Here is a 25958-nt window from a genome sequence, read left to right as displayed (position 1 = left end):
CGCGCGGTATCGTGCCGCGCGCCGGGTGCTTTCATTGCGCTTTCGTCATGCGCTTCGCGTTGTCTTTAACGCGTGCCCTCTGCATCGTCCTCTTCTTCATCGTCCAGATCGTCCTCGAGGTCGTCATCGTCGTCGAGCGAGATCCTGCCCATGCCGACGCCCGCATCCTTGTCCGCATACGGCTGGCGTGGGGCGTTTTCGTCCGGGGCGTAATTCTTTCTGACCATTGGCTACTCCATGAAGAAAGTTGAGCGAACCCGCAGAGCGCGCAAGCGGTGCACCTGCGCTTCACCGCGAACTATCCATGATGCTCCCGTGCGCGCCGCGCGGCCAGCGACAAATGATCCGATGCAATATGCACACGCGTGTTGCACTGCACGTCGGACGGTAACGCGTCGCGCAACGCGGGACGGTGAGAACTCGCTGATATTGCGTCATGTACGCGTATTGCGCATGTTGGCGTGCATCGCGTGCAAGCCTTTCACATACGAATGTAGATCTTTCAGCGCACGTTTTCCTTGCAAGCCGTTGTGCGCTGCGTGAAGCGATATTTCTCCATCGAGCAACGTGCCGGGCATCGCATCGATGAGTTCAAGCCGCTTCGGCGATCTGCATGGCGTCCGCGAGATCGAGTGGTTTGCGCATCGCTTCGACCAGCATGCCCGTCTGCTTCTCGCGATTGCAGCCTAGCGCTGCCACCAGCTTGCCTTTTTCTCCCAGCAGGGCGATGAATTCGAATGCGTCCGGTGTGCCCGTGAACTTCGTTTCGTCCCAGTGCGTCGCGTGACCGAGGTATTCAAAGGTCTTGCCAAAGTGATAGGTCCAGAAGTACGGCACGAAGGATTCTTTCGGCGCGATGCCGAGCATCGCATGGGCGGCGATGCGCGCCTGTTGTTGGGCCACGCGCCAGTGCTCGATCCGCACGCGCGCGCTGCCGGGCGAAGGCCATTCGAAGCGCGCAATGTCGCCCGCTGCATAGAGTCCGTCGGCGACGCGCATCGTACTGTCGACATTCACGCTTCTGTCGTCGTTACGCGCAATGCCTTCGATAAAATCCGTCGCCGGTATCACACCGATGCCCGCCACGATGAAATCGCACGCCACCGTCTCGTTGTTGTCGAGCGTCACGCGCAATGCGCCATCGGCGCCGCCCGCGCCGACCGATCGGGCATGACGGCCCATCTTGAGCCGCACGCCATGCGCTTCGTGCAGCCGCATGAAAAGCCGTCCCAGTTCAGGGCCAAACTGTTTTTCGAACGGGACATTGCCTGGCGAAACCACGGTGACGCGCAGCTTGCGCTCGCGCAACGCGGACGCCACTTCCAGCCCGACAAAACTCGCGCCCAGCACCAGCGCGTGCTGACCTTGCTCTGCCGTATCGACCAGGTGCCGTGCATCGTCGCGGTTGCGCAAAAGGCAGATGCGCGCCTTTACGCCGGCGGCATCGGCGCCCTGCAGCGACAGCCGTTTCGGTGTGCCGCCCGTTGCGATAAGGGCAGCATCGTAATGAAGCGATGGCGCGCTGCCGATGTCGATGCGCCGCGCCGCTGCATCGAGCGCAGTGACGTCGGCCTGGATCATGTCGATGGCGTGTGTAGCGAAGAAATCGTCGGGTAGCAGCGGTGGAATATCGTCCACAGACATCTCACCCGACGGCACGAATTTGCTCAACACGGTCCGGTCGTAAGGCGTGCGCGGTTCGCGGTCGATCAACACGATGCGCCCGGCGAAACCGGCTTCGCGCAATGCAGCACACGCAGCCGCACCCGCCGCACCCGCACCGGATATGGCGAAGGTGCGCCTGTCCGCAACCGACGTGACGATTTTCGACGGCTCGGGCGACGCGCTGTCGACCAGCACCTGATCCTTGTCGACGCGCACGGGATAACGCGTCAGCGGCAGCAACGCGGGCGGCTCGACCAGCGCGCCCGTCGCGATCTCGAACGTGCCTTTGTGCCACGGACAGATAAGCCGCCCATTGCATATCGCACCCTGTTCGAGCGGTGCCCCGGCGTGCGGACAGTCGGCTCCGTACGCATGCACGGCGTCGCCGTCGCGGATCAGAAGAATGGGGATGCCGTTCACCTCGACACGCTTCATGCCGTGATCAGCGAGATCGGAGAGCAGGGCGGCTTCCTGCAGGTTCGGAGTGTTGGCCATGGTGTCCTCTTCTTCGTCGGGTTCGCCGGCGCGGTGAACGCATGCGCCTGCCTACGCGCACGCAAGCGCCATGCCGTATGAGCACTGGCCATGCGGATCAACGCAAGACAGCAGCGCGCCAGACCAGGCGCACGCCGATGGGCACGTCGCTTGCATCGTCGCCGTTGAGCGCCCGTCATGTCGACGGGTGCAGCGATGTTCCCACTGCCCTTGCACGGCTGCCACGGAGGTACGCATGAACGATATCGGCCACGATCCCCTGCGGCGCGCTGCGCCCGCTGCGTGGTACATCAACAGCGGGCTGCGCCTGTCCGACGAGGAACCCGATACCGGCATCGAGCCGAAGCGCTACGCGCTGGTTCCAGCGCTCGAGCGCTATCTGGCGGGCGTGCGTTTCGCCGACGAAGACGCGGCGAGCCGCGCGGCCACGCTCGATGCGTTGCGCGCACGCGGCATGGACTGGCTGCCGCTGCCGGGCCATGGCGAAACGGCGACGCGCTGGCGCGGTCTTGCAGCCGTTGCGGCCTGCGACCTGTCGCTTGCGAAGCTGTATGAAGGTCACACCGATGCACTCGCGATCCTCGCGGAACTGGGCCGCAGCGAACTCGCCGACGACGGCAATTGGGCCGTATGGGCCGCTGAACCGCCAGATGCGAAGCTGATTGCACATCCTGCTGCCGGGGACGGTGGCGAGCTTCGACTCGAAGGCGTCAAGCAGTGGTGCTCGGGCGCCCCGCATGTCACGCATGCGTTGGTTACGGCGTGGCGCAACGGCGAGCCAGTGTTGGCTGCCGTCGAACTGTCGCAGCCCGATGTCGCGATCGACCCCAGCGGCTGGCAGGCAGTCGGCATGCGCGCGACGGGCACGAGCGAAGTGCGCTTCGATGGCGCGCGCGCCGTGCAGATTGGCGGCGTGGGCGCGTATCTGTCGCGTGCGGGTTTCTGGCATGGCGGCGCGGGCATTGCCGCGTGCTGGTATGGCTGCGCCGCCGCACTCACATCGGTGCTGCGCGATACCGTCAAACGCCGCGCCGAGCCGCATGCATGTGCGCATCTCGGCGCAGCCGATGCCGAACTGTCGGCAGTGGCGGCGTTGCTGCGTGAATCGGCGGCATGGATCGACGGGCATCCGGGCGACGACGCGCAGCAGTGCGCGCTGCGCGTGCGCGTCGCGGTGGAGCAGGCCGCCGCGCAGGTGATGGAGCATGTGTCGCGTGCGCTCGGTGCCGTGCCGTTCTGCACCGACCCATGGTTCGCTCGCGCGATTGCCGATCTGCCCGTGTTCCTGCGGCAAAGCCATGCCGAGCGTGACGAGTGCGCGCTCGGGCAAACGTTGATCGCAGAACCCGCGGAAGCGGCAACCGAAGACGGAGACGCAGGCGGGCTCTGGAATCTCGGACGCGATCCGTCCGGTTACTAAGACTGAGCCGAGCGCATGTCATTCTCCGCTGCCTATTTCGACGATCTGTATCGCCAGGACGACGATCCCTGGGACTATCGCGCGAGCTGGTATGAGCGGCGCAAGCGTCTGTTGACCCTCGCTGCGCTGCCACGCGAGCGCTATCGGTCGGGCTTCGAACCGGCATGCTCGAACGGCGAGCTGTCGGCATTGCTCGCGCCGCGTTGTGAGCGTCTACGGGTAGGCGACATCAGCGATCACGCAGTGCGGCTGGCGCGCGAACGGCTCGGCGGACATCGCCACGTGACCGTCGAACAGCACGCGATGCCCGCGCAATGGCCTGACGCGCGCTTCGATCTGATCGTGATTGGCGAGCTGTGCTATTACCTGTCGCGCGAAGCGACGCTGGAACTCGCGCAACGCGCGTGCGAATCGTTGACGCCCGACGGCACGCTGGTCGCGTGTCACTGGCGTCATCCGTTCGAAGGCAAGCTGCAGACGGCCGACGACGTGCATGCCATCTTCGACGCGTTGCCCGCGTTAAATGGAATTGTTCGGCACGCGGAGCACGATCTGCTGCTCGACGTGTGGAGCAAGGATGGGCAATCGGTCGCGCAGTGCGAGGGGTTGGCATGATCGGCATCGTGATCCCCGCGCATGACGAAGAAGCGCTGCTCGCCGATTGCCTGCAGGCGGCGCGGATCGCGGCGGCGCATCCCGAATTGCGCGGGGAAATCGTGCGCATCGTGGTGGCGCTCGATAGCTGCACGGACGGTTCGGCATCGATCGCGCGCGGTTTCGACGCGCATGCGTTGGCGCTCGAAGTGCGCAATGTCGGCAAGGCGCGCGCGGCGGGCGCGGCGACTTTGCTGGAGCAGGGCGTGCGCTGGCTCGCCTTCACTGATGCCGACAGCCGCGTTGCGCCGGACTGGCTGGTTGCGCAACGCGCACTCGATGCGGAAGCCGTGTGCGGCCCGGTGATCGTCGAAGACTGGCGCGAGCACGATCACCTGACCCGCGACGCGTTCTATCGCGCGTATCTGAATGCCGATGGACACCGCCACGTGCACGGTGCCAATTTTGGCGTATCGGCGCGCGCGTATTGCCGTGCCGGTGGCTTTCCGCCGCTGGCCTGCAGCGAGGATGTGGCTTTAGTCGGGCTGCTGGTGGAGACGGGCGCGCGCATTGCCTGGAGCGCGGCTCCGCGCGTGGTGACGAGCGCGCGGATCGCTTCGAAAGTGCGGGGCGGCTTCGGCGATACGCTGATCAGACTGGCCGCGCGCGACGGCGACGTTCAGCCTGGCGTGCGCGGCTCGCTGGCGTAGCGCGCCAGAAACATATCCGCCGACGATTCCGCTATCTGCCGTTGCTCGGCGGCCGACAGCGGCGGCTGGCCCATCGTGACCTGCGGCCAGAACGCAAAGCCTTTCACGAGACCATGCAGTTGTTGCGCGGCGAATGCAGGATCGGGCGTATCGAGCCTGCCGTCGGCGGTGGCCGCGCGTATCCATACGGTCAGACCTTCTTCACGCTCGCCGATGCGCGCCACCATATCGCGCGCGCGTTCCGGCGAATGGATGCCGGCCGCGATCGCCACACGCGCCAGCGACATGAACGCATCGTCGTTCAGCAGCCGCAGCTTCTGCGCGAGCAGGTCGATCAGCTGCGCGCGCAGCGGCTGGTCGGCGCGATAGCCGGGCGCGTCGCCCGCCTTGCTGGCGTCCCATAGCTGCTGCAGGATGGCCGCGAACAACACTTCCTTGCTCGGGAAATGGTTGTACACGGTGCGCTTGGACACGCTCGCGCGCGCCGCGATGCGGTCCATGCTGGTGGCGTCGAAACCTGCTGCGCGAAATTCGTCGATGGCCGCTTCGATCACGGCCGCGCGCTTGCGATCGGTCAGACGGGAAAGAGTGGTGCTGTCGTCCATCTTTTAATTTTACACCGACAGGTTTACTTTTCGAGATAATAAACTACACTGTGCAGTCTACCTTCTGTTTCGAGTGACGCTTCGCATGAAATCGATCATCGGCAATATCAGTCAGGTGTTGGGATTTACGGCTGCCGAACGTAGCCGGGCGTTGTCCGGCCTGTCGCCGCAGCACGACGGCGAGCGCTTTCGCAACGTGAAGCCGCGGCCTGCCGAGGGTTTGGGCAAGACCTTGCGGATCATGTGGAACATGATTTTCAACAAGCCCGACGACACGGTGCCCAAGGGCGCCTTGCCGGTGGATGCGTTGACGCGCGCCGATCTCGACGCCGCGCCGGATGGCAGCCTGTTCCGACTCGGACATTCGACGCTGCTGTTCAAATTGCGCGGCCAGTTCTGGCTGACCGACCCGGTGTTTGCGGAGCGTGCGTCGCCGTTCCGGCGCGTGGGGCCGAAGCGTTTTCACGCGCCGCCGATTGCACGCGACGCGTTGCCGCCGTTGCGCGGGGTGATTCTGTCGCACGACTACACAAACATGCCTCAAACCCTTACTGGATAAGGCTCTCAGCTTTTCCAACCCGCCGCTAGCCTGCAATTTACCCGCTTTTTTGTAACAACCTGCAATCACCCCCTCAAAGCCACGCCTCCCGACCAGCGAGCAACACCGCACCATCGAACGCCCCCGCCAGCGCCTCTATCGGCATCCCCAGCACCCCGCGTAGCTCGCGTGTGAGCGTCACCCCCAGCAAAGCACAGGCATCCACCAGCGCCCCGTTATCGACGGCGGCGGGCCTTACGTCATTCTCAGTCTCGTATCCCGTTGCGTTATTCATGCACGACTCCATTCGAGTAAACAGCAGAATCCAGAGGCAATAAACGCCCCTGCCAGAGAAACGGCTAATTCGGATTAAAAATCGGGAAAAAAGAAGCTAGGCGGTTTTTTACTGCCTCCCGCCGCCTAGCTCTAAGCACCAATCAATTTCACTGGCTACTCATGCGCGAATAACCAGCGAAATCAGTATAGCGCTTGGCAAGAGAGAGGGAATATTTTTATTACGTGGAAGTCCGTTGCATTACAAATAAAGATGTGCCAGTGTGGATGGATGACCATAAAAGGAGTAAATCATGCGAGCCAAACGGAACCACGTTTTCAATATTCAGGCGGAAGAGTCGCTGGAAATGAAAGCCGATATTGACGCGATTTGCGCCCGTAATGGCGCGAGTCAAACCAACATCGTGCGCATGGCGCTGGCTGAATACGTAGAGCGGATCAAGCGCCAGCATGCCGTGCTGGATGAGATGGAGACGGTATAAAAGAAAAACCCCAGTTCGGGAAAAACTGGGGTTTTGGGATTCGATTCGTTAACTAGTGATTGGGTAGGGAACGAATCTGGTAGATGCAAGCATCACAGGCAACAGGCAAGTAACCCCCGAGGCATGCACTTATTATTATAGTGATATTGCCTCGATTGTCAAAGACATTAACGGGTAAATATCATGTCTAAAACGGTCGAAAACCATCCGGCCCCGGATTGCAATCAAGTGCAATTAGACAAACCGGCGGATTGCGATAAACCCAACGAAGTAATCGACGGCGTAGTCACCGCGTTGCCCCTTTGGAACCGGATTTACTCCAATAATCTGGCGGTTACCCCTGTGCTGGCGCAATTCGTCTATTGGTATCTGCCGCGTGAAAACGGCGGGGCCAAAGTAACGCGCCGCCTGAAAGAGAACCCGCATATCTGGCTTACCAAGACGGTAAATGAACTGGCGTTCGAAACCGGCCTGAAACCCAAACAGGTGCGGAGGGCATTGGATATTCTGGAGGCAGACGGGATTATCCAGACCAGCGTACACGGGGCGGGCGGTTTGAAAACCACGTTTATCCGCCTCACCTGTGCGAATGGCGCGGGCAGTATCCCGAATCGCCAAGCCGTGACTTTTCCAAAATGCCCCGCAGGGCAAATGCCCGTTGTGATTGCCCGCAAGGCAAAGCCAATCAAATCTCAAAGTGCCCCACAGGGCATTTTAAAAAGCCCTACAGGGCAGATTGAAAGTGCCCCGCAGGGCATTTCTAATACACAGACTACTAGTCCAAAGACTACGGCAGAGACTTTAGAATCTGTCGGCGCTTCGCAACCGACCAAACCGGCAACCAAACCGCCCGCAGGGAAAGCGGAAACCCCAACCCCTACACCCTGTGCTCTACCCCTGCAAACCCCGCAGGGGAGCGAGGAAATATCCGGCAGCGTGGTAAAGCTGGCGAAGCAATGGGAAGCGGTAACGGGGCAGACATTGGATGAACCCAAGGCTAAGACCTTTGGTTACACCGCCGCCCGTCTGTTCAAAGCGGGATGCACCGACTACACCGACCTTGTATGCGCGATTGCAGAGCCGTTGATTGCATGGCCCGCGTTCGGTTCGATGGTGAAGGACAAGCTACCGGAAGCAAAACGGAAAACGTATCCGGTACCGCCAGAGCCGTGCGCGTTGTTTTTCTTTGAGCATTGGGAAACGGCACTCGAATGGTGGACGGAGCGCAAAGCCAAGGCAGCAGCAAAGAAGGTGAAACACTTGCCAATCGAAAAGGCAAAGGTGACGGAGAGTTACTTGGACGCGCTAGTCGCCAAGTGGGAACCCAAGGGCTATATCGGCATCCCCAAGCCAGACTATGAATTGCTCATTGCAGCGGGCAGAGTAGAAGCACCCGCAAACGCGAATGCAGACCCACAGGCGGCATGGTGGGCGCTTGCCAATGGCGTAGGAGCGGCAGAAGCGCCGACCGCCTAGAGAGCTTTTAAATGCGTCCAATGCCGGCAATCTATTTGTAAGGATAACGAATCATGAAACGCGTAAGACAGTACCGGAATGAGTACGGCGTGAGCCGCAGAAAAGAACTGCTGATGATGCGTAACGCCCGTAACCAGACATGGCAGAACATGAATGAGCCGTTCGCCAATTGCATGGCGTTGCTTCATTGGGCGTGGGGCGGGCATGAATACATGGCGCTGGAGGATAAGGGCGCGTTGTATCGGGTGTGCGAAACGCTCAGGGAGCAAGAGGGGCAACCGATGACGTTGCTAAATCATGTGTTCCACTTCTGGCAGCAATTCACCGCCGCCGTTGATGCCGCCCACCAGCTTGGCGGGATTGTGCCTGAGCATGTCTCGCCTCAGTTCTTATTGCGGTATCTGCCACTGGCGGTAAGCATGCTGGAGATCAGCACAGAACCCGCAGACGATCCACAGGATGACTTTCCGCCGCCGCGATTCTTGGGGTATGTCGATCCAGACGATGACGATTGACATTTGACGAAGCACCCGGATTGCGGCATACGATTGCAAAACATTGACGAATGACGGGCTTGCACGATAGAGATTAATTCATTGCAGCAGCACCGAAATTCCCAATGACAGCTAGCGGGCCGCGTTGCTAGACTCGTTGCAGCTTTGTCATGCTGTGCGATGTGTCCACATAGGTCTAGTCAGCCTTTACTCCCCGCATCGCGCGGGACTTCCACTTGACGAAGTTAGAAACCCCCATTGCGCTGGTAACGCCGTGGGGGTTTCGTCATTCTGGACTCCAAAAATATTTGCACGACGAAGCAAAAAACCCTTCCAAGGCAGGGAAGCGAAAGCGCATCATCGAACTATAGTCCGACACCGAGCAAACGATGAATACCGAAATCCCCGCCGACCTCTTAGAGCTTATGCCAAGCGCACCCTACAAAACGTATCCGCAAGTCATCATCGAATTGATCCTAGCGGAACTGGAGGGCGGCAAAAAGATTTCATCCGTGTTGGATGGTAGTAACCCCATGTATCCAGCGAAAAGCACTTGGTTTAAGTGGTGCAGCGAAGATTCAACGCTTGATATGCGATACGTGCGGGCATCGCAAAAAGGAATCGCAGCACGCCACGGTATCGACTAAACGATCCTAGAGGCACCTACACCAAGCCCCCATTCTGGAGAACACCATGAGCAACGCGCGACACCTCATTACGGCGATGAAATTTCTTATGCAAGTGCAAGACGCCGTTTATCGCGAAGCGGACAAAGCACCCAAAAAGAACGGTATTTTGATTGATAGCACCCCGGAACTGGACAAGCTACATACGTTGCTTAACGGGGTGGACGATTTCATTGTGTCGGAAATCGTCCGGAACAAAGAACGCAGCGACGCAGAGAAAGCAGCGAAAGCAGAGTAAGCCATGAGCGCCGCGTATCCGAATGTCCCGCCACTGCTAGCCGACATGCTCAAAGATCATCCTGAGCTATTGGCGCGGGCCGATGCTATCGAAGCAGCGAAGAAGAAACAACCCACGGCAAGCGAACGGGTAACGCGAGAGATAGCCAGCATGTCACCAGCGCAGCGAGCGGAGATGCGGGCGCGTCTGTTTGGGGATGAGGGAAAGAAAGGCGTTGCGATTGAACACACGCCGCCCGCCGCCCCGAAAGTTGAGATCGATGAGGATTGAGAAATGACCGAACACTACATAGAGCGTCTTAACCGCATGACGCCAGAGCAATTACAGGCAGAGCGGGAAAAGGAGCGGGCATACCATGAACGCGTCCGAAACGGTACAGCGGGCAATTCTGAACCCGGCAAGGTGGAACCCATGCGAGCCGTCATCAAGACAGACCGCACGGGCCGCGAGATCACGACGTATGAGGGCGGCAGTGTTGAGCAATGGCTAGGCATGTTCAAGCCGTCCCATGTAAATCTCCAAGTCAAAATCTGCAACGGCAGCGCTGGAGATTTTGCGATTGGCGGCGGACTTTATAGCCACTTGAGGGGGTGATATGAGCGACGTACTGGACAGACTGAATGAACACGCGGAAAGCATGGGGTGGGAGCGTGTTCCCGCGCATGCGATTGAACGCGATTACGCGGACAACCATTCAGAAGTCTTCAAGTTTGTAGACCGCCGCCCCTATGAACAGGTGCGCATGACGCATGACCGCGCGATGCAAGCCAATAAGGTGTTTGCGGAAGCACCCTACATTGGTGAGACACCCCAGCAATACGACCGTCGTTTGGTTAAGGCGCTGGCGAAGCACTCACCATCGTATGAGAAGTTTTCGACATTCCAGAAAATCCCGGATTCGCTGTACTTCGATGGTAAGGACGAGTACGGCAAGCCAATGCCGGGGATTCGCACAACGGTCATGCGGGAAGCACTGGAAGGACCGGCACGCCGCAATGAACTGGTAGAGATCAAATTGCAGGGGCCACACGGCACCGGCTACAGCGAGTATGAGGGGAGCATGGCTTGGCTCGACACCTACAAGGCGGGCGGATTCGTTAGCCCGGTTTGCGTAAATGGTGTACCGCATACCCTCCCCGTAGCCTGAGAGGTGAAATCATGGGTGATACAGATTTGATGTTCGCACAATTGGCGCTTGGCAATCCTCAATTTCAAGCGTTTTTACGCGATACGTATTTGCTGATGTGGACCATGAGCAACGCCTATCACGTACTTAGCGCCACGCTGAATGCTTCGAACGTCATCACCAGCGCTACCGTGCAATGGCCTAACGGGATTCAGGGCGTCTATACCTTGTTGCAAGAGAACGGGATTTATCCGGTAGCGGATTCGTTCTCTATCACCTACGTAACACCAACCGGCCTCACCCGCACGGTTACGCAACCCGCAGGTATCACACGCAATGCGGCGGGGGCCATAACCAGCGCCCCGCCTTTGACAGTGACATAGGGAGTACATCATGAATGCCGAACGCGAAAACCACGGTTGGGGGCGAAAGATCAAGCCCAAGCAACACAACCGGCAACCGCCAGCACCGGAAGCGGTGCGCGTTCGGGATTCAATGAGCGAAGCGCAAAAGTTGGAAGAAATAAAGCGAGCCTTTAGACGAGTGCAATCATGAAAGAAGCCCCACCCGAATTGATGAGTCTCATGAGGCAAGAAACGCTATGTGAGATTCACATTGAAGACGCCGAAAAGGAACTGAAGAAATCGGGTTTGACCGAGCTTCTCAGAGAAAACGCGATGCAAGGCAAGTTTGCCGCAATAGAACGACTCAACGAAGTACGCGGCCAGAAAATTGGTGTGTGGAGGGCGTATGAGCCGGAACGCGATGGTGTTATGCGTATGTATTCGAAGTACATCGCAGAGGGCGGCAGCATCGAACACGTTAAAGCGGGCCTCAAGCTGGCGCAGAAACACCAAAAGCAGATTGATATTGCAACGGGTGAGGATGAGCGCCAGCGGCAGGAAAGGCGCGATGCATGGAACCAGCTATCAACGACAGAGCAACGGGACCGTTTGGACGCTTCCCGCCGCCACCGCGAGCAATTCATGGGTGAGCCTCAACACCACGGCGAGAAACACATGTTTGGCCCCGCGCATCGGAGGAAAGCATGACGCGCGACGAAATGCTAAAGGAGTTCGCCCGCGAGCTAGGCGTTATTCAGGCAGTCATGCAAGGCCCGACAATCGACCTAGAACAGCTATGTCTGTTTTCGGGTGTGCTACACGACAGGGGGCGGCAGCTAGCAGAGATAGCCGCATCACGCCCCGATGATGTAGACGTGCATGCACTTGGTGAAGCCTTTGTCGATACGCTCGTTCAGGCCCATGAGATGTATCAAACGATGGCCGCGAAAGAAGTGAGAGACAACACCATCCATTGATGATGCGGATTTTGAAAACGGTTGCAATCCACAGGGAGCAAGCAATGAACATCGAACAAATGAAGGCGCAAGCCAAAACAGGCACTTTCGACGTACTTGGAAAGGCAGTGCGGGGCGCGCAGCTTCAGTTAGATGGATCGGTCATTGTGTGTTTCTACACGCACCCCGACATGTATCTATGGACCATAACCGGCGCACACAGGGATGAGGGTTTCATTGCTCATATGCTGGAGCAACACGACACCGCACACGCCACCATCGCACGCGAAGCCGATCACGAAAAGATGGCATCCGACCAGATGGAAAGCGGGCAAGCGTAACGCAGCGATGATGCGGATTTTGCTCGCGTGTGCAATTCAGGATAACTAACGGCGGCAGCGATGGCAGACTCACCGATTCTTACTATCCCCGTAGACACTAGCCAGTTTGACGAATTCATGGCGAAGTGGAAGGCGTTGCAAGAGGGCATGAAGCAAGGCACGCCCGACCCATTCGCGGGGGCCGCCGCATCGGCGCGTGAGGCAGCAGAACAAACCGGAAAACTGGCCACAGAGGTAGATCATATTGCGCAGCAGAGCGCTAGCTCCCGCATGACTGGCCAGAGTTCTTTTATCGTTCTCTTTGCCAAAAACATGCACTTTGCGGCGCAAGACTCAGAGAAAGTATCAAAGAACATCGACAAGACGAATAAGGGCTTGCTTGTCACGCTGCGCAACTGGACCAACATCAAGAGCCTACGCAAAGACGCTTTAGCGCTGGGTGGTTTCGCGGCGGCGGGGGTGGGGGCAGTAGCGAATGCATCACGCGAGCTAGGAGCCAAGAATCTCGAAGCACGCGGCCTCAACATCAAACCCGGCACCGCCGATGCATTCGAAGCCGATTACACAGACTTGGGTTTGAAGCGTTCGGACATCTCTACTTTCACGAACGCCAAAGAGGATACAAGGCTTTGGAAACCGCTCATTGCAGCGGGCCTTAGCGTGGATCAAATCAAAGGCTTGGACCCCGATGAACTAGCAATCGCGTTTGCGCGTGCGGCGGGCAACCAGTACAAGGGGTGGGAGAGCCAAGGGCTACCCGCCGCACAGATTGCCAACGCGAGAGGCTTTAATGACCTCCTAGGTAATGAAACACTGAGGGCGGCGGGGAGCTGGAGCGACAAGCAATGGGACGACACGCGAGCCAAGTACGAAAGCGATAAGCAATCGTTTCGTATCGATCAGAAAACCGCAGATCAGGCCACCGCGTTTAACCAGAAGTTGCGTAGTGACCTCACGAAGTTTGGCAATGCATTCAATACGCAGCTTTCCAAGGCCGCACCCGAATTGGGACACCTTGCCGATGCCGCGACCGATGCAGGTATCAACTTGCTTAAGTGGTTTGGTCCCAAGGTGGCAAAGCTGGCAGACGGCAGCGCCGATGTTATCGATGCGGCTAACAACGGCACCACATTTGCACGTCCCGATTTGGGCGGACCGGCATACAAGGACAAAGACGTACTTTCTGGTTTCCGTTGGTATGGCGATGCTATCCGCTCAGTCTTTCCGGGCATCCCCGATGTACAGACACCAACGGGAGTCAATGCCGCTGGCTACACGTCAGCCCCCACGCGGGATGCGACATTCAAGCGTCTTGAAAAAACATGGGGCTTGCGGGCGGGCGTGCTGGATAACTTTGAGCGTCAGGAATCCTCACGCGGCCTCAACATCGGACCCAACACAAACGCGAGCGATGGCCCCGCTGGACCTTTCCAGATGACCAAGGCAACCGGCGCAATGTTCGGGGTTAAGGACCGTCTGAGCGAGTCAGAGAGAGCAGGGGGCGCGGCGCAATATCTCGCGTTTCTCTTGAAGCGATACAAGGGCGACTATGCAAAAACCGCCGCCGCATACGATGGTTTCGGCGGGCTTGATAAAGCCATTGCGAAGTATGGCGATGACTGGCGGCAGCACCTTAGCGAATTCGGCAGCGCCAAGGCAGTGAATGAAACTCGCAAGTACCTGAGAGACTTGGAAGCCAACGGCCTCGACCTCTCACAACGCGATGCCAACTTTGCCAATGCTCGCAACGATGCCAATCTCAAAGCCAATCGCGATTCGCTCGACAAGGGCGAACAGTTTGTCGATATGTCCAAGACGGGCGCACCGGCACTTACGCAGCAACAGACCTCTAGCGCGGTAGAAATGGGCGTTGTATCCGGCATGTCCAAGTTTCTCTCTTTCTTCAAAGAGGGCGGCGGCGCTGGCTTGCGTACACCGGATGCGCCACGCGGCAGACAGCAACAAAGCAATGCACAAGCGCCCGTGCATGTTCAAGTGCAAGTCAATACGCCACCGGGAAGCAGTACCAACGTCACAACGGGGAGCTTGCCGAGATGAGCCGCTATTTTCAGATCAGGATTACTGACCCAAAGACGGGAAAGATTTTTGTCCCGAATTACAACGGAAAGCCGGGGTTTTCGCTTCAGGAATATGACGCGCAGATGTGGACATATAGCAGCCTCTATTCGTATGGACACCCCGCAACGTTGGCATCGAACAATCCTAACGCGTTGCAAGTTGCGTTTGATATTCCCGTCAGTTTCATGGATGCACCGGTCGGCGATGCCTACGTGCGGATTGATGGCGTCTCGCTGCAAGAAATCAGCGGCGGTGCAAATCTTAACGGGATGAATTTCGTCATGTATGGGGGTATGGCCAAAGGTTTGCCATTGGCTAATCCCGCACAGATTGGCCAGTTGGTGACAGGGCAGATAAAACAGTGCTTTGGCAACTGGATAGATACTGAGCAATATCTGATGTTCTACATTCAGGCGGGCGGATCAGCACCCAGCGCCAATCAGGTAACAGGTAGTGTGCCTATTGCCGGTACTGTACCGATTCCGACCACGAATGCCACGCCCCCTATCATCCGCTATCAATGTGCACCGGGGCAGACGATGCAAAGCGCCATCGTTGCATGCTTGCAAACGACGTATCCGCAATACAGCATCGCGGGGAGTATCGACCCCCGGTTAGTGTGGAGCGGTACCGCTGCAACAGGGATATTTCAGACACTCCCGCAGTTCGCCAACTATATCCGCAATGCGAGCCTCAATCTGGTTGGGGGCTATGCGCCTGATTTAACCGCGTATAGCGGGGTCCGCATGACCTTGGAGAGCAACACCATAACCTTGTTCGATGGAACGGCGCAGCAGACCCCTAAGCAAATCTACGTGACTGATCTAGTGGGGCAACCAACCCTAAGCGAACCGCTAACGATACAGGCCACATGTGTATTACGCGGGGACATTCGGGTAGGTAGCTATGTGGCGTTGCCATTGGGGCAACTATTCATCAACGAAAAGGCGAATGTAGGATACGTGCAACCGCCGCCCGTGGCAGCGATAAACACGAAAAGCACAATAGCTTTCCAAGGCTCTTACATGGTTTCGAGTGTGCGACATGTCGGGGATAGTCGCAACACACAAGGCACCGCATGGATTACGTTGCTGGATTTGTTGCAGACGCATGTATATGACCCGAAAGACGATGTTTATGCACAGCAAGTGTTGTCGGGTTCAAATCAAAGCGCATACAAGTTTTTTCTACCGAAGTGAGATTTAGCACTCTTAACAGATTAGTCAAATTGCAATCAATTGCAATCGGCTTGAGATCATGGATAACCATCTTAAAAATCCAGAGTACCGCTCCCTAGTAGACGGGATTCGCGGACAGATCAACGAAGCGCTTATGCAGCTTGGCATGTCGTTACCTTGTCACGTTGAAAAGGTACAGGGCGCGATGATTAGCGTTGGTTTCGACGTTACGACTTTGCTACCGCTCCCCATAGTAACCATCCCTCTGTTCGGGCCTGAGTACATCCGTTACCCGATCAAAGCGGGTGACTTGGGCGTAGTGGTTTCGATTGACACCAGCATTGCGTTTACGTGTGGCACGTCACCACGCCCGCCCAATCTCTCGCCATATTCCGGGGGCGCGAATCTGGAGGGCTTGTTTTTCATGCCGGTAGGTAACAAAAACTGGACCCCGGTTGATCCCGCACAGGTGGATATTTACGCCCCTAATGGGGTGAAGCTACACGACACCGGCAGCGGTGCAATCATTGATTTGCACCCGGATTCGATTGATGTAAGTGTGGGCGATACGGTCTTTCATATCGACGCCAACAGCATCACCGCCACCACGCAGACATTCACCATCAACGCGCCCAGCATTGTGCTTAACGGGAACATGTCTCAGGGCAATGGCAGCACAACATACCCCGCCACATTGCAAGGGCCGCTTACCGTTATTAACGATGTTACGGCGGCGGGCAAGTCGCTGGAGCACCACGAACATTCAGGCGTGCAACCGGGTTCCGGTAATTCAGGCCCGCCCCTCTAACTTCTAATGGAGATCGACATGACAACGATGACCCTTAACGAAAAGATGGACATGATTCAACACATGGCAAAAGCGGCGGATAACGCGCTTAGCGCCCCCACGAGCCACGAGAATGACAGTATGCAGCACACACGCCATGTAATTGCACTTCTGAATCTTCAGCGTCTTGGCGACATGGTGAGAGAGGCAGAGCGCGAACTGGCGGCGGCATTGATTGCAGATGCGCGTGCATCCACCATCGCAATCCGCTTTGATACACCCGCAAAGCTGGCATAACAACAAACGCACATACACCTCACCAACCCCTTAACTGGCATGGAGGCCGATCACATAGATAGAGGTTAGCAATGCCAGTCTCAGTGAATGGCCATGTAGTAGTAGCAGCACAGGCACCGGCAAAGATTCAGACGCCTGTGAATAGCAAAACAACGGACCTCTTTAGGGGTTATCCGGCCAATATTTTTGAACGCATCCTAGATTGCATCATGCGGGGCGAAACGCTTGCGCAAGCATGCCAGCGTAAAGGCATGCCGAACGAAATTGCAGTACGCAAGCGTCTGAATGCAAACCCGGATATGAAGGCCCGCTATGACCACGCGGTAGAGATGCGGTATGAGCGCTTGGTTGAGTCTACGGTTGATATTGCTAAGAACGCGTTACAGGGCATCAAAACGCCCAGCGCCGCCGACAAACTCAGACACGCAGACCTGATTATCCGCACGCAATTTCAGGCGGCGGAAAAGATGGTCCCCACCAAGTTTGGTAAAGGCTCGACGGGTGAGGGCGGTGGCGCAACGGTTGTGTTTGCATCGTTGCAAGCGGAGAGTAGCGCCCCTATCAACATGAGTGTTGGTGTAGCGGTTAAAGGCGGCGAAGATGCCAGCTAAAGACCGCAACATCCACTTAAAGACCATGCACGATGGTCAACGCTTCATTGCAGCGAAGCGGGGGCGGCGCAGTGCCATTCGATGCGGGCGGCGCTGGGGTAAAACCACCATGTTTGAGAAGTGGGCGGCGGACTGGTCATTGCAAGGCAAGAGTGTAGGTTTCTTTGCCCCCACATACCGCCTTTTGTTGCCTATATACCGGGGACTCGAAAGAACCTTAACGCCCGTCATCGATATAGCGACTAAGGATGAAATGTCCATCCTGCTAAAGACGGGCGGAAAGATTGATTTCTGGACTCTCACCGATGAGAACGCGGGGCGCTCGAAAGCCTATCATGAGGTATTGATCGATGAGGCTTCGCTAGTACCTGGCCTACAGGACATCTTTGAGCAATCCATCGAACCTACGTTACTGGACCACTACGGTAACGCCACGATGGCGGGCACCCCCAAGGGCGTGGATGAGGATTCATTTTTTTATCAGGCATGTGTAAATCTCCCGCAGAAGTGGCGAGAATTCCACGCCCCCACTAGCTCTAACCCTACGCTCAATGCGGCGGCGGTGGCGAAGCTGGAGGCAGAGAATCACCCGCTTGTTTATGCGCAGGAATACAAAGCGGAGTTTGTATCGTGGGCGGGCCAGTCGTTGATCAGTCTCGACAAGATGACGATTGACGGCAAGGGCGTAGGATTGCCCCAGCACGTTGCGTATGTATTTGCCGTGATTGATACCGCCATGAAAGACGGGGCCGAACATGACGGCACGGCGGTAGTGTGGTGTGCAAGAAACCAGTACGGTACTGGCGCACCGCTCACTATTCTGGACTGGGAAATCGTACAGATTAATTCGGACATGCTGGAAACTTGGATGCCTCATGTATTCAACCGGCTTGGCTACTGGCGTGATGCATGCAAGGCCCAATACCCCAATCCGCAAACGTTCATTGAAGACAAAGGCGCGGGCATTGCGTTGCTACAGCATGGGGAGCGGGTGGGGTGGCCTGTGATGCCTATCGACTCAGTATTTACGGCGGCGGGCAAAGATGCCAGAGCCGTAATGGCCAGTAGTCATGTATGGAGAGGGGACGTAAAGATTCATGCCCTCGCACTGGAAAAGACCGTTAGCTACAAAGGCGTCACCAAGAATCATCTAGTCTCTCAGGTGTGCGGGTATGTGCTGGGGGATAAGGCAGCATCGAAGCGGGCAGATGACTTGTTCGATTCATTCTCCTATGCCTGTATATCCGCGTTAGGCACAGGCGAGTAGCAGTGTGAAATGTAGTAGTACTATGGAGTAAGACATGGGAAATGTGCTGAATTTTGCCCCTAAGCCCCGTAATCCAGTACGCCTCACGCCAGAGCAACAGGCGTATGTAGCGGCGGGGCGGGCCACGCATTCCGCTTTGAACGTTCGCACGCCTCGCACTATCCAGACGGGCTACGGCATGCTATGCCGGGTGTTTGTGATTGCGATGCCAAGCGATGGTATCCGCATTTACGATGCGGCCTCATGGGAGCGAGTGGACAGCCCGATAGTAACCCTCAGTGAGTATGAGCCTGTGATAACTCTCAATCGTGAATGCAAACACGGTATCACCATTGATCCCGGCCAAGGCGGCATTGTCACTTGTACCTTTAACTAGGGCGGCGCATCATGGTTAGGCACATATGCAAGTCATGTCACACGCTGCAACCCGCATCATCATTCGGGGCGGGGCGGCATAAGTATGTGTGTTTCCTCTGCGCACTGGATGAGGCCCGCATATGGAGAGCCGTAACGGGAAGCTACGCCAAGCCCTACACTTCACCCCAAGCCAAAAAAGGAAAGGCACCATGAGCCTATACGACCAGCTTAGAGCGGCAGCAATCCAGACGGGTGAAACCGTAGGCGCTACCATCAACGGGCATCTAGTCGCATGCGTGCCGATTGATGAGGGGCTAGGGTGGATTGTGATTGACGTATTGGTCTCACCTGAGTTTGCGCGTGACTTTGTAGAGAGGGTTTCGTGAATAGACAGCAACGGCGGGCGCAAGAAAGAGCGAATGCAAAGCTAAAGGTAGTCAGCTATCCAAGCGCGATGCAGTTATGCGTAGTGGCGGCATTGCCGTTTCTCGCACGCCCGCCCGCACTCAATAGCACAATCCGCATCACCCGCGAAGCACAAGCCAATGCATCGTCAAATGCGGCGGGGCCGGGGGCGGGGTTGCCAGAGCAAGAAACAAAGACATGTACCAAATGCAAAGAGAACAAACCCATAAGTGAGTACGTGAGCAAGGCAGTCAAGAACACTACATCACCCTACTACAGCAATCTGTGCAAGTCATGCATTACGCTATCCCGTCAGCAAGAGCTAGAAAACGAAGCAAAACGAGAGATTCAACGCCAAGAAAGGCGGCGGCAAAGAGAACAGCAAGACGAACAGATAAAGAAACACATAGAAGCAATAGAGAGGGCAAAGCAAACCCGTATCCAGAATGAGATAGCCATAGAGACGAAGCGAGACCTAGAGGCAAGGCTTATAGAGATCAGAGAGAATCCGCCTCAAGAGCATCCACGCCACGAATCGGGATGGCCAGTAAATCCGTTTGGTGGCACCAAGAGAACCAACGTAACACCGCTACCTCCCAAGGTATGCAGACCGCCTCACACAAGCCTGTTCGGCAAAGGCACGCGTAAGCGTTCTACCGAAATAGAGGATGACTATATTGAGGATGAAAACGAGCTTAAACGCGCTATCGCGTAGGCGATACTCACTCGCCCCACAATCACAGACAGCCGCACGCGGGGAGAGCGATTTTCCACGGCGTACACTTGTTCGCACGGAGAACACACAGTTAACCGTTTGGTACATTTATGCGGACTTTTTACGCATAATCGCGTGGTGTGCATGTTCGGGTAACGAACAATAGAGAGCCACACGCCGACCTCACCAACTGGCCCATATCACGCGGGTATAGGCCCAAAATCCTGCATCTCTACTTTCGAGCCATTTTGAGCCATTGGTGAGCGAACGCGGGTAGGGTGTAGCACCTTTTATGGGATGAGTACCAGATAGCGTGAAACACCCGTGATAGCAGGGCAAAACGTTGATCACGCTCATTATGTCAACCTAGTCTTACACCCCGAATCCCGCAAACCCCCGTCAGAGGCTATTTGGGTAAATGAAAGAAAGTCGTAGGCATGGATAGCGTAATAAACCCTCGAATCACCCCTCTTTGTAAGGTAGCGGTGTAAGTCTCTACCCATACCAATGGCCCCACCAGCGTGATAGGTGAGGCATGCTCTCCCCTCTGATGCACTCATGAGCAATATCCGCATCATCACGGCGGATGGTGTAACGCCAAGCTACATGTAGCCCTGTGATACTTCCAAGGTATGACCCCCGCCGATGGTGTAGCACAGAGATACACCGCGCCCTATGTGTGGATGGTCGGCGGCGGGGGCGTGCTGGCGTCATGTTTGACACAGTGACTTAAGATAACCAGAAGCATTCACGGGGATTACTTCTGATTATCTAAAGTCGTTGCGAGCCGCATCTAATCATAGCCACGCACAGGCCCATAGAGACGATGCGCTCTCCATTGGCCCCACCGCATAGGCGATGCAGCGAGAGGCCCGCCAAAGCCCCCTCAACCAGCCCTAGCTAGCCCGTCGGACCAAAGCGTCAAACCCTTGCCGCGACCGCGAACGGCCCCCTAAGCACTGACAGAAATTTTTTTAAAATTTTGAAAATCATCATGCAATCCTAACGATTGTCAAAGGCGGGCTACTCTCCCCTAGGGGGTTAGACGTCATCCCATATCTCACGTCGCTTGATACGTAGGATTGTGGCTTCATGCACGCCATATGTGTGGGCTAGTCTTGTCATTGGCACCCCCGCCGCCAGCGCCGCACGAATAGCTCTAACCTTTCTCTCATTGAGCTTGGCGTTAGGCTTGTGCATGCTTTCGGGGAGTTCGGGGTTAGCCTCCCGTTTCTGTCTGTGTTGCACCGCTTTTATGGCGCTACGTTGTGCGTTGATGAGCGCCGAATTTTGCGCGTAGTAGTCCCTAGCCCGTCTCAGGTCTTCGACGGTTCTATTGGAGCTATGGCGCTCGCCACGCTTGCCGACTAGGTTGCATGCCTTGCAGTAGCAACCGTATCCGTTTTTCCGATTCTTGTTTCTGAAAAAATCGTACTCCAAGACTTTGACTTGCTCACATCGCGGACACCGCCGCATGGTCTGTATGGTGATGCTCATGGCTTGCCCCCTCTCTTGCGCCCGTAGGCTTTTACCTTGTCGGGGTTAGCCTCTTGCCATTGCTTTTGATAGTCGGGGTTCTTTTCCCGCCACGCCGCCCCGTAGGCTTTGGTTTCCTCTGCATGCATGGTGCGGTAGCGGGCGTTTTGCATGGCTACACACGCCTTGCAGATAGAGCGGTAGCCGTTGCGCTGGCGATAGAAATTCCCCTCTGCCGGTTTGGTGATAAGACAGTAGGTGCATGTCTTTAGGGTAGTTGTCATTTGACACCCCCGGCAACCCCCGCCTCTGCGATGGCATGATGCGGATTTTGATATTGAGTGCCGTCTGGCAGTTACGGGCGCAATGTGTCGATCAGCCAGTACGAGTGATTTTTCATCTTTCCGTCTGGCGGCGGTAACGTTCCGGCTTTGAGGCGGCGGTAAATCTCCATTGAATTTTTGATGCCTAGCATCGTCATCACATGCCCCACTCTCAGGCGGGTATGTTCGTTGATGATGATGCCGTCCAAAGTCTTGGGTTTGGCCCCGCCTTTCTTTGGCGGTGCGGGCCGGTTGATGGTGATAGGCATGGCATCCCCTCAATGTGTTGTATTGATGGCGATGGCCAGCAAGAGGACTAGCGCCGCCTGTACCGCCAGCGTGCATACAAACGCAATCAGCGTTTGCTTTGTGTTCTCGCTCATGATTTGCTCCCCTTGCTTGTGATAACGGCGGGGCCATTCAGATAGGCCCGGATGACTTCATGGGTCCAATACGGCCTAGGATCACGCCCCGATGGTGCGGGCAGAATCCCGGCTTTGAGCTTGCGATAGAAAGGATTGGGCGTCATCTTTAGCAGGTACAGCAGATGCCCCACCCGCAGAATCCCCGGCTGATTGAGATCAACCGTTACGGGCTTGGGTTGCGTTGTGCCCGTGCGTTTCTTTGCCTCTGTCATACAGCACTCCTAATCTCATGTCGCACTCCATTGCAGGTTTAAGGGAATGGAATCAGGCGAGACGGAACAGCCGCCCTGTTTTGGAGACGCGGAACCGGGCCTGATACGTCCCATTGCTCAAGACAACGGTTTGACCGTCGCGCCCCTTGCGTACTTCACACAGGCCGCTTGTCGGTTGCCAGTACGTGGCGGGATTGTCGCGGGTTGAACGCCAGAAGGATTTAACCGCGCGTTCGATCAGTTCATCATCGTGGTACATGCTCGACTCCGTTTCGTTAATAGCGCCCCGCAGGGCGCGACGTATTACGGTTCTTTGCGATTCGCCAGCATCGCGGGCGCTAGGGTTAGAAATCTCCAGTATGGTCTCCCGTCGTTTCCATCGGGCGGCGGGAAGTTACGGTCTTTCATGAAGTCCGGTAACTCATGCATGGAGATACCCATTTCGTAGGCGATATGTTCGCGGCGCACGCGTAACTCTCTGCCATGCGCCCGCGCTATGAACGTCCGCGTAATCATGATTTGACCAGCGTCAGATGCGATTTTTTCGACAACGGGGCGGCATCCGACTTTTCATTTTCTTCGATAGCGTCGATTACGCGCGTGGCTTGCAGTAGCGTCATATCGAAACGACCACCGGCGATGATCGAGTCATCGCTATTGCGGCGCAATTGATAGCCCCTAGCGCGCGGATACTTGCTACCTTTATGCACGCGTGCCGGAAGCAGTGAGAGACCTAATGCGCTGGCGCGGTTTTCTAACGCGTATTCACGCTCAAATTTTTCGTCTGTAACGGGCTTTTTGGCTCGCTTGGTTTTGGCTACAGATGCGCCAAGCGCATCAACCATTTCTTCAAACGACATGGAATCAAGTTCGGCATTGATTTGCTCGACCAGACCAACGGCTGTACTACCGGATTGCTTGCCGTTGAGGTGTGCTAGGGAGCCGCGATAAATAACAGGCATGATGAAAACTCCAGTTACCTTGGTGTAAGTATTGGAGTTCGGCCAGATCAGGCCACAGAGAGGGGAGCGGAAATAAAAAAGAGTCCGCGCCCACAGTCTGTAAGAGACTGATTTGGCCGGACTCCATTCCGGGTACTACGTGGACGGCGACTCAGGTTCGCGCCACACCCATATAGTAGACGATGATGCTATGGGATGCAAGGGGATGATAGTATATTTTATCGGGCTATTGAATCGATGTAATCCGCCCACATTTGCATCATTTTCTGGCGTTCTGGCATGTATTCAGCTTTCGAGTATGAGCGCCGCACGCGGTTTTGTTCTACGTGAGCCAAAGCACGGTCTACGGCCTTGGCATTAAATCCCGCTTCGTCTGCCCATGTGGCGAATGTCCCCCGGCATCCATGCGCACGAAACCAGTTTCCATCATCGTTGAAACCCATACGCGTGAGCGCCTTGTTAATGGCCGCGTGACTCATACAGCGGGACGCGTCTTTGGTATTGGGTAGGAGAAAATCATCCGGCTTGTCCCGCTTCGTCAGTTCTTTAACCTCTTGGAGAATCCGCATCACTTGCTGGCTTAATGGGACCGCGTGCGGTTTGCGTTTCTTCATGCGCTCGCTAGGGATAATCCAGACCGCATGGTCTAAATCAAACTCTTTCCAGCGGGCCTCACGCAGTTCTACCGTGCGCGTGGCAGTCAGCAGCAAAAGCCGGAGCGCGTAGCGGGTTAATGGCGTACTGGAGAGGGGAATAGCGGCAATCAGGCGCTTTAGCTCGACCTCACCCAGCGCCGCATTATTGCGGGTTTCCGGGGTCTTAATGAGGGTAGTTTCTAGTGAAGCGATAGGATTAAATTCGATCAGTTCGGTAGTGACCGCCCGCCGAAAGGCGCTATCCAGTAGCGAGCGCACGCGAATGGCGACGTGGGGCGCACCGGCTGATTTACGCTCGACCCCGGCAGCGGTTTTGCGTTTTGCAATTGATTGCAAAAGCGTGGCCACATGCATGGGGCGGGTATCGCGCACCGGCAGCGCCCCAAAATCGGTATCCCGCACATACCGATGCAGGTAACGCAGCGCCGAATTGCGATAGGACTCAGACCAGCTATTTTTCTCGCTTTCAAACCAGTCATTAACCGCGAGCCATACCGTATTTTTCCCCGCTTCGATAGTTTCCTGTTTTTCGATGGCGGCGGTTTGCAATGGGTCTTTCCCGGCCTTTACTAAATCGCGCGCAGCATCGCGTTTAATGCGGGCGTCAGTTAGATTCGTGTCGGGAAAATCGCCAAGGGTGAGGGTAGAGGCTTTACCACCGATGCGGTAATCGTATTTCCAGCGTTTGGACCCCGACACCGACACCAGCAGATACAGGGAGTTTTCCGCCCGGATTTTGTAGGGCTTGGCTTGCGGCTTGGCATTCAGCAGCGTGGCGTGCGTGAGTTTCATCGCGGGGTCTCCATGTGGAAGGACTACCCCGAAATTTTACCCGCATTTTTACCTGCATTGCGTGGGATGCAATGACGATGCAACGGGATGAAACGGGACACTTATATAAGACTGGCTCCCCATGCGCATGGCACTGTAACGCTTACTGGATATGGCTTTGAAGGGTATAAAGGCCCGCCACATAAGGCCCAAACACACATGCAGCGGGACATGCAAAAAGGCATGTCGTAGTCTTGTCGCACGATCACTACGATCATCTGGATCGCGAGACGGTGCTGGCGCTGGCTGAGACGACGGGTGTGTTTCTGACGCCGCTGGGCGTGGGCGACCGGTTGATCGAGTGGGGCATCGACGCCGCGAAGGTGCGGCAGTTCGACTGGTGGCAGGGCGTCGAGATCGACGGCGTGCAGTTCACGGCGACGCCTGCGCAGCATTTCTCGGGGCGCAGCCTGTTCGACGGCAATAGCACGCTGTGGGCGTCGTGGGTGATCGACGATGGCGATCGGCGGGTGTTTTTCAGCGGCGACACCGGATATTTCGATGGCTTCAAGGCGATCGGCGAGCGGCTCGGCCCGTTCGATGTGACGTTCATCGAGACGGGCGCGTATGACGCGCAATGGCCTTATGTGCACATGCAGCCCGATGACACGGTGCAGGCGCATATCGATCTGCGTGGGCGTTGGCTGGTGCCGATTCATAACGGCACGTTCGATCTGGCGATGCATCGGTGGCAGGAGCCGTTTGAGCGTGTTGTTGGACTCGCTGCTGCGCAGGGGGTGGTGCTGGCTACGCCGAGGATGGGGGAAATGTTTGATCTGGCTGCGCCGCAGCGGGGTGAGCGGTGGTGGCGGGAGGTGTCTGAATCTGCAGCGGGTTTGCCTGCGCGGCGGCGGGGTGGGGTTTGTGGCTGTCTCTTATTCACATCAGACGCTGCCGACGATCTTACGCGTGT

The 25958-nt window shown here is 56.7% G+C and carries 34 protein-coding genes and 2 pseudogenes; 26 read left to right on the top strand and 10 right to left on the bottom strand.

What is annotated here, in order from left to right:
* Positions 1–65: 65 nt before the first annotated feature.
* Both DK391_RS44555 and DK391_RS34610 read right to left on the bottom strand, forming a co-directional pair.
* Positions 66–227: a hypothetical protein gene (locus DK391_RS44555; protein WP_162600981.1), complete on the bottom strand. Its 162-nt coding sequence runs from the start codon at positions 225–227 to the stop codon at positions 66–68.
* A 364-nt stretch (positions 228–591) separates the two neighbouring features.
* A complete protein-coding gene (locus tag DK391_RS34610; RefSeq protein WP_109482505.1) occupies positions 592–2160 on the bottom strand; it encodes an FAD-dependent oxidoreductase in 1569 nt (522 codons plus the stop codon).
* Between the two features lie 235 nt (positions 2161–2395).
* On the opposite strand from DK391_RS34610, the gene DK391_RS34605 reads away from it, so the two are divergent.
* From DK391_RS34605 to DK391_RS34595, 3 genes are read left to right on the top strand one after another with little or no spacing between them, the layout of a single operon-like run.
* On the top strand, positions 2396–3580 hold the full coding sequence (locus DK391_RS34605; RefSeq protein WP_109482504.1) for an acyl-CoA dehydrogenase: 1185 nt from the start codon (positions 2396–2398) through the stop codon (positions 3578–3580).
* A 15-nt stretch (positions 3581–3595) separates the two neighbouring features.
* A complete protein-coding gene (locus DK391_RS34600; RefSeq protein WP_109482503.1) occupies positions 3596–4195 on the top strand; it encodes an SAM-dependent methyltransferase in 600 nt (199 codons plus the stop codon).
* Complete coding sequence (locus DK391_RS34595; protein ID WP_109482502.1) at positions 4192–4884, top strand: glycosyltransferase; 693 nt, start codon at positions 4192–4194, stop codon at positions 4882–4884. The genes DK391_RS34600 and DK391_RS34595 overlap by 4 nt, the downstream gene beginning before the upstream one ends.
* Here the strand turns inward: DK391_RS34595 and DK391_RS34590 are convergent.
* Complete coding sequence (locus tag DK391_RS34590; protein ID WP_109482501.1) at positions 4854–5489, bottom strand: TetR/AcrR family transcriptional regulator; 636 nt, start codon at positions 5487–5489, stop codon at positions 4854–4856. The two genes, DK391_RS34595 and DK391_RS34590, sit on opposite strands and share 31 nt — an antisense overlap.
* An 85-nt stretch (positions 5490–5574) precedes the next feature.
* On the opposite strand from DK391_RS34590, the pseudogene DK391_RS34585 reads away from it, so the two are divergent.
* A pseudogene (locus DK391_RS34585) lies at positions 5575–6015 on the top strand (hydrolase); the annotation flags it as partial.
* A gap of 106 nt (positions 6016–6121) precedes the next feature.
* Here the strand turns inward: DK391_RS34585 and DK391_RS34580 are convergent.
* On the bottom strand, positions 6122–6322 hold the full coding sequence (locus DK391_RS34580; protein ID WP_109482500.1) for a hypothetical protein: 201 nt from the start codon (positions 6320–6322) through the stop codon (positions 6122–6124).
* Between the two features lie 292 nt (positions 6323–6614).
* On the opposite strand from DK391_RS34580, the gene DK391_RS34575 reads away from it, so the two are divergent.
* The 21 genes from DK391_RS34575 (at position 6615) to DK391_RS44545 (ending at position 20160) form a co-directional block, all read left to right on the top strand.
* Positions 6615–6803 carry a ribbon-helix-helix protein, CopG family gene (locus DK391_RS34575; RefSeq protein ID WP_109482499.1) on the top strand — a complete coding sequence of 63 codons (189 nt, stop codon included), beginning with the start codon at positions 6615–6617 and terminating at the stop codon, positions 6801–6803.
* 183 nt (positions 6804–6986) lie between these two features.
* Positions 6987–8279 (top strand): hypothetical protein, encoded by a 1293-nt coding sequence (locus tag DK391_RS34570; protein WP_109482498.1) that lies wholly within the window; start codon positions 6987–6989, stop codon positions 8277–8279.
* Between the two features lie 53 nt (positions 8280–8332).
* Complete coding sequence (locus tag DK391_RS34565) at positions 8333–8794, top strand: hypothetical protein (RefSeq protein ID WP_109482497.1); 462 nt, start codon at positions 8333–8335, stop codon at positions 8792–8794.
* 368 nt (positions 8795–9162) lie between these two features.
* Entirely contained in the window at positions 9163–9420 is a 258-nt protein-coding gene (locus DK391_RS34560) for a hypothetical protein (protein ID WP_109482496.1), read from the top strand.
* A 46-nt stretch (positions 9421–9466) separates the two neighbouring features.
* A complete protein-coding gene (locus DK391_RS34555; protein WP_109482495.1) occupies positions 9467–9697 on the top strand; it encodes a hypothetical protein in 231 nt (76 codons plus the stop codon).
* Between the two features lie 3 nt (positions 9698–9700).
* The gene (locus tag DK391_RS34550; protein ID WP_109482494.1) at positions 9701–9967 is read left to right on the top strand and encodes a hypothetical protein; all 267 of its coding nucleotides are present in this window, start codon (positions 9701–9703) and stop codon (positions 9965–9967) included.
* A 3-nt stretch (positions 9968–9970) separates the two neighbouring features.
* The gene (locus tag DK391_RS34545; RefSeq protein WP_109482493.1) at positions 9971–10291 is read left to right on the top strand and encodes a hypothetical protein; all 321 of its coding nucleotides are present in this window, start codon (positions 9971–9973) and stop codon (positions 10289–10291) included.
* 1 nt (position 10292) lies between these two features.
* Positions 10293–10844 (top strand): hypothetical protein, encoded by a 552-nt coding sequence (locus DK391_RS34540; protein ID WP_109482492.1) that lies wholly within the window; start codon positions 10293–10295, stop codon positions 10842–10844.
* 11 nt (positions 10845–10855) lie between these two features.
* Complete coding sequence (locus tag DK391_RS34535; protein WP_109482491.1) at positions 10856–11206, top strand: hypothetical protein; 351 nt, start codon at positions 10856–10858, stop codon at positions 11204–11206.
* Positions 11207–11216: 10 nt separating this feature from the next.
* Entirely contained in the window at positions 11217–11378 is a 162-nt protein-coding gene (locus tag DK391_RS44550) for a hypothetical protein (RefSeq protein WP_162600980.1), read from the top strand.
* The gene (locus DK391_RS34530) at positions 11375–11875 is read left to right on the top strand and encodes a hypothetical protein (protein ID WP_109482490.1); all 501 of its coding nucleotides are present in this window, start codon (positions 11375–11377) and stop codon (positions 11873–11875) included. The genes DK391_RS44550 and DK391_RS34530 overlap by 4 nt, the downstream gene beginning before the upstream one ends.
* Positions 11872–12144 (top strand): hypothetical protein, encoded by a 273-nt coding sequence (locus tag DK391_RS34525; RefSeq protein ID WP_109482489.1) that lies wholly within the window; start codon positions 11872–11874, stop codon positions 12142–12144. The genes DK391_RS34530 and DK391_RS34525 overlap by 4 nt, the downstream gene beginning before the upstream one ends.
* A gap of 44 nt (positions 12145–12188) precedes the next feature.
* Positions 12189–12464 (top strand): hypothetical protein, encoded by a 276-nt coding sequence (locus tag DK391_RS34520; RefSeq protein WP_162600979.1) that lies wholly within the window; start codon positions 12189–12191, stop codon positions 12462–12464.
* Positions 12465–12581: 117 nt separating this feature from the next.
* Positions 12582–14522: a lytic transglycosylase domain-containing protein gene (locus DK391_RS34515; RefSeq protein ID WP_162600978.1), complete on the top strand. Its 1941-nt coding sequence runs from the start codon at positions 12582–12584 to the stop codon at positions 14520–14522.
* Entirely contained in the window at positions 14519–15742 is a 1224-nt protein-coding gene (locus DK391_RS34510; RefSeq protein ID WP_109482486.1) for a hypothetical protein, read from the top strand. Before DK391_RS34515 ends, DK391_RS34510 begins: the two co-directional genes overlap by 4 nt.
* Positions 15743–15800: 58 nt before the next feature.
* Positions 15801–16529: a hypothetical protein gene (locus DK391_RS34505; protein WP_162600977.1), complete on the top strand. Its 729-nt coding sequence runs from the start codon at positions 15801–15803 to the stop codon at positions 16527–16529.
* Positions 16530–16547: 18 nt separating this feature from the next.
* Positions 16548–16805: a hypothetical protein gene (locus tag DK391_RS34500; protein ID WP_109482484.1), complete on the top strand. Its 258-nt coding sequence runs from the start codon at positions 16548–16550 to the stop codon at positions 16803–16805.
* Positions 16806–16876: 71 nt separating this feature from the next.
* Complete coding sequence (locus DK391_RS34495; protein ID WP_109482483.1) at positions 16877–17416, top strand: hypothetical protein; 540 nt, start codon at positions 16877–16879, stop codon at positions 17414–17416.
* Complete coding sequence (locus tag DK391_RS34490) at positions 17406–18683, top strand: hypothetical protein (RefSeq protein WP_109482482.1); 1278 nt, start codon at positions 17406–17408, stop codon at positions 18681–18683. The genes DK391_RS34495 and DK391_RS34490 overlap by 11 nt, the downstream gene beginning before the upstream one ends.
* A gap of 34 nt (positions 18684–18717) precedes the next feature.
* On the top strand, positions 18718–19059 hold the full coding sequence (locus DK391_RS34485; protein WP_109482481.1) for a hypothetical protein: 342 nt from the start codon (positions 18718–18720) through the stop codon (positions 19057–19059).
* A gap of 363 nt (positions 19060–19422) precedes the next feature.
* The gene (locus DK391_RS44545) at positions 19423–20160 is read left to right on the top strand and encodes a hypothetical protein (RefSeq protein ID WP_162600976.1); all 738 of its coding nucleotides are present in this window, start codon (positions 19423–19425) and stop codon (positions 20158–20160) included.
* Between the two features lie 1493 nt (positions 20161–21653).
* On the opposite strand, the gene DK391_RS44540 is transcribed toward DK391_RS44545, so the two are convergent.
* From DK391_RS44540 to DK391_RS34450, 6 genes are all read right to left on the bottom strand, one after another.
* Positions 21654–21920 carry a hypothetical protein gene (locus DK391_RS44540; protein WP_162600975.1) on the bottom strand — a complete coding sequence of 89 codons (267 nt, stop codon included), beginning with the start codon at positions 21918–21920 and terminating at the stop codon, positions 21654–21656.
* Between the two features lie 71 nt (positions 21921–21991).
* On the bottom strand, positions 21992–22228 hold the full coding sequence (locus DK391_RS34475; protein WP_109482479.1) for a hypothetical protein: 237 nt from the start codon (positions 22226–22228) through the stop codon (positions 21992–21994).
* Between the two features lie 110 nt (positions 22229–22338).
* Positions 22339–22596, bottom strand: a complete 258-nt coding sequence (locus DK391_RS34470) for a hypothetical protein (RefSeq protein ID WP_109482478.1) — start codon at positions 22594–22596, stop codon at positions 22339–22341.
* Between the two features lie 52 nt (positions 22597–22648).
* The gene (locus DK391_RS34465) at positions 22649–22855 is read right to left on the bottom strand and encodes a hypothetical protein (protein WP_109482477.1); all 207 of its coding nucleotides are present in this window, start codon (positions 22853–22855) and stop codon (positions 22649–22651) included.
* A gap of 253 nt (positions 22856–23108) precedes the next feature.
* On the bottom strand, positions 23109–23558 hold the full coding sequence (locus DK391_RS34455) for a hypothetical protein (protein ID WP_109482475.1): 450 nt from the start codon (positions 23556–23558) through the stop codon (positions 23109–23111).
* Positions 23559–23776: 218 nt separating this feature from the next.
* Positions 23777–25006 carry a tyrosine-type recombinase/integrase gene (locus tag DK391_RS34450; RefSeq protein ID WP_109482474.1) on the bottom strand — a complete coding sequence of 410 codons (1230 nt, stop codon included), beginning with the start codon at positions 25004–25006 and terminating at the stop codon, positions 23777–23779.
* A gap of 227 nt (positions 25007–25233) precedes the next feature.
* On the opposite strand from DK391_RS34450, the pseudogene DK391_RS34445 reads away from it, so the two are divergent.
* Positions 25234–25958 (top strand): annotated as a pseudogene (locus DK391_RS34445) (MBL fold metallo-hydrolase); the annotation flags it as partial.

This window comes from Paraburkholderia sp. C35 (assembly GCF_003121405.1).
Lineage (GTDB): Bacteria > Pseudomonadota > Gammaproteobacteria > Burkholderiales > Burkholderiaceae > Paraburkholderia.
This window is presented reverse-complemented; position numbering and strand designations above follow the sequence as displayed.

What these genes read in the sequence shown, in the direction of transcription:
- DK391_RS34475 (WP_109482479.1), bottom strand. Translation starts at nt 22,228, where the DNA reads ATGCCTATCACCATCAACCGGCCCGCACCGCCAAAGAAAGGCGGGGCC.
- DK391_RS34565 (WP_109482497.1), top strand. Translation starts at nt 8,333, where the DNA reads ATGAAACGCGTAAGACAGTACCGGAATGAGTACGGCGTGAGCCGCAGA.
- DK391_RS34465 (WP_109482477.1), bottom strand. Translation starts at nt 22,855, where the DNA reads ATGTACCACGATGATGAACTGATCGAACGCGCGGTTAAATCCTTCTGG.
- DK391_RS34605 (WP_109482504.1), top strand. Translation starts at nt 2,396, where the DNA reads ATGAACGATATCGGCCACGATCCCCTGCGGCGCGCTGCGCCCGCTGCG.
- DK391_RS34550 (WP_109482494.1), top strand. Translation starts at nt 9,701, where the DNA reads ATGAGCGCCGCGTATCCGAATGTCCCGCCACTGCTAGCCGACATGCTC.
- DK391_RS34510 (WP_109482486.1), top strand. Translation starts at nt 14,519, where the DNA reads ATGAGCCGCTATTTTCAGATCAGGATTACTGACCCAAAGACGGGAAAG.
- DK391_RS34490 (WP_109482482.1), top strand. Translation starts at nt 17,406, where the DNA reads ATGCCAGCTAAAGACCGCAACATCCACTTAAAGACCATGCACGATGGT.
- DK391_RS34505 (WP_162600977.1), top strand. Translation starts at nt 15,801, where the DNA reads ATGGATAACCATCTTAAAAATCCAGAGTACCGCTCCCTAGTAGACGGG.
- DK391_RS34610 (WP_109482505.1), bottom strand. Translation starts at nt 2,160, where the DNA reads ATGGCCAACACTCCGAACCTGCAGGAAGCCGCCCTGCTCTCCGATCTC.
- DK391_RS44540 (WP_162600975.1), bottom strand. Translation starts at nt 21,920, where the DNA reads ATGACAACTACCCTAAAGACATGCACCTACTGTCTTATCACCAAACCG.
- DK391_RS34500 (WP_109482484.1), top strand. Translation starts at nt 16,548, where the DNA reads ATGACAACGATGACCCTTAACGAAAAGATGGACATGATTCAACACATG.
- DK391_RS34535 (WP_109482491.1), top strand. Translation starts at nt 10,856, where the DNA reads ATGGGTGATACAGATTTGATGTTCGCACAATTGGCGCTTGGCAATCCT.
- DK391_RS34590 (WP_109482501.1), bottom strand. Translation starts at nt 5,489, where the DNA reads ATGGACGACAGCACCACTCTTTCCCGTCTGACCGATCGCAAGCGCGCG.
- DK391_RS34600 (WP_109482503.1), top strand. Translation starts at nt 3,596, where the DNA reads ATGTCATTCTCCGCTGCCTATTTCGACGATCTGTATCGCCAGGACGAC.
- DK391_RS34485 (WP_109482481.1), top strand. Translation starts at nt 18,718, where the DNA reads ATGGGAAATGTGCTGAATTTTGCCCCTAAGCCCCGTAATCCAGTACGC.
- DK391_RS34495 (WP_109482483.1), top strand. Translation starts at nt 16,877, where the DNA reads ATGCCAGTCTCAGTGAATGGCCATGTAGTAGTAGCAGCACAGGCACCG.
- DK391_RS34545 (WP_109482493.1), top strand. Translation starts at nt 9,971, where the DNA reads ATGACCGAACACTACATAGAGCGTCTTAACCGCATGACGCCAGAGCAA.
- DK391_RS34515 (WP_162600978.1), top strand. Translation starts at nt 12,582, where the DNA reads ATGGCGAAGTGGAAGGCGTTGCAAGAGGGCATGAAGCAAGGCACGCCC.
- DK391_RS34555 (WP_109482495.1), top strand. Translation starts at nt 9,467, where the DNA reads ATGAGCAACGCGCGACACCTCATTACGGCGATGAAATTTCTTATGCAA.
- DK391_RS34595 (WP_109482502.1), top strand. Translation starts at nt 4,192, where the DNA reads ATGATCGGCATCGTGATCCCCGCGCATGACGAAGAAGCGCTGCTCGCC.
- DK391_RS34540 (WP_109482492.1), top strand. Translation starts at nt 10,293, where the DNA reads ATGAGCGACGTACTGGACAGACTGAATGAACACGCGGAAAGCATGGGG.
- DK391_RS34560 (WP_109482496.1), top strand. Translation starts at nt 9,163, where the DNA reads ATGAATACCGAAATCCCCGCCGACCTCTTAGAGCTTATGCCAAGCGCA.
- DK391_RS34575 (WP_109482499.1), top strand. Translation starts at nt 6,615, where the DNA reads ATGCGAGCCAAACGGAACCACGTTTTCAATATTCAGGCGGAAGAGTCG.
- DK391_RS44555 (WP_162600981.1), bottom strand. Translation starts at nt 227, where the DNA reads ATGGTCAGAAAGAATTACGCCCCGGACGAAAACGCCCCACGCCAGCCG.
- DK391_RS34580 (WP_109482500.1), bottom strand. Translation starts at nt 6,322, where the DNA reads ATGAATAACGCAACGGGATACGAGACTGAGAATGACGTAAGGCCCGCC.
- DK391_RS34520 (WP_162600979.1), top strand. Translation starts at nt 12,189, where the DNA reads ATGAACATCGAACAAATGAAGGCGCAAGCCAAAACAGGCACTTTCGAC.
- DK391_RS34450 (WP_109482474.1), bottom strand. Translation starts at nt 25,006, where the DNA reads ATGAAACTCACGCACGCCACGCTGCTGAATGCCAAGCCGCAAGCCAAG.
- DK391_RS34525 (WP_109482489.1), top strand. Translation starts at nt 11,872, where the DNA reads ATGACGCGCGACGAAATGCTAAAGGAGTTCGCCCGCGAGCTAGGCGTT.
- DK391_RS34455 (WP_109482475.1), bottom strand. Translation starts at nt 23,558, where the DNA reads ATGCCTGTTATTTATCGCGGCTCCCTAGCACACCTCAACGGCAAGCAA.
- DK391_RS34530 (WP_109482490.1), top strand. Translation starts at nt 11,375, where the DNA reads ATGAAAGAAGCCCCACCCGAATTGATGAGTCTCATGAGGCAAGAAACG.
- DK391_RS44550 (WP_162600980.1), top strand. Translation starts at nt 11,217, where the DNA reads ATGAATGCCGAACGCGAAAACCACGGTTGGGGGCGAAAGATCAAGCCC.
- DK391_RS34570 (WP_109482498.1), top strand. Translation starts at nt 6,987, where the DNA reads ATGTCTAAAACGGTCGAAAACCATCCGGCCCCGGATTGCAATCAAGTG.
- DK391_RS34470 (WP_109482478.1), bottom strand. Translation starts at nt 22,596, where the DNA reads ATGACAGAGGCAAAGAAACGCACGGGCACAACGCAACCCAAGCCCGTA.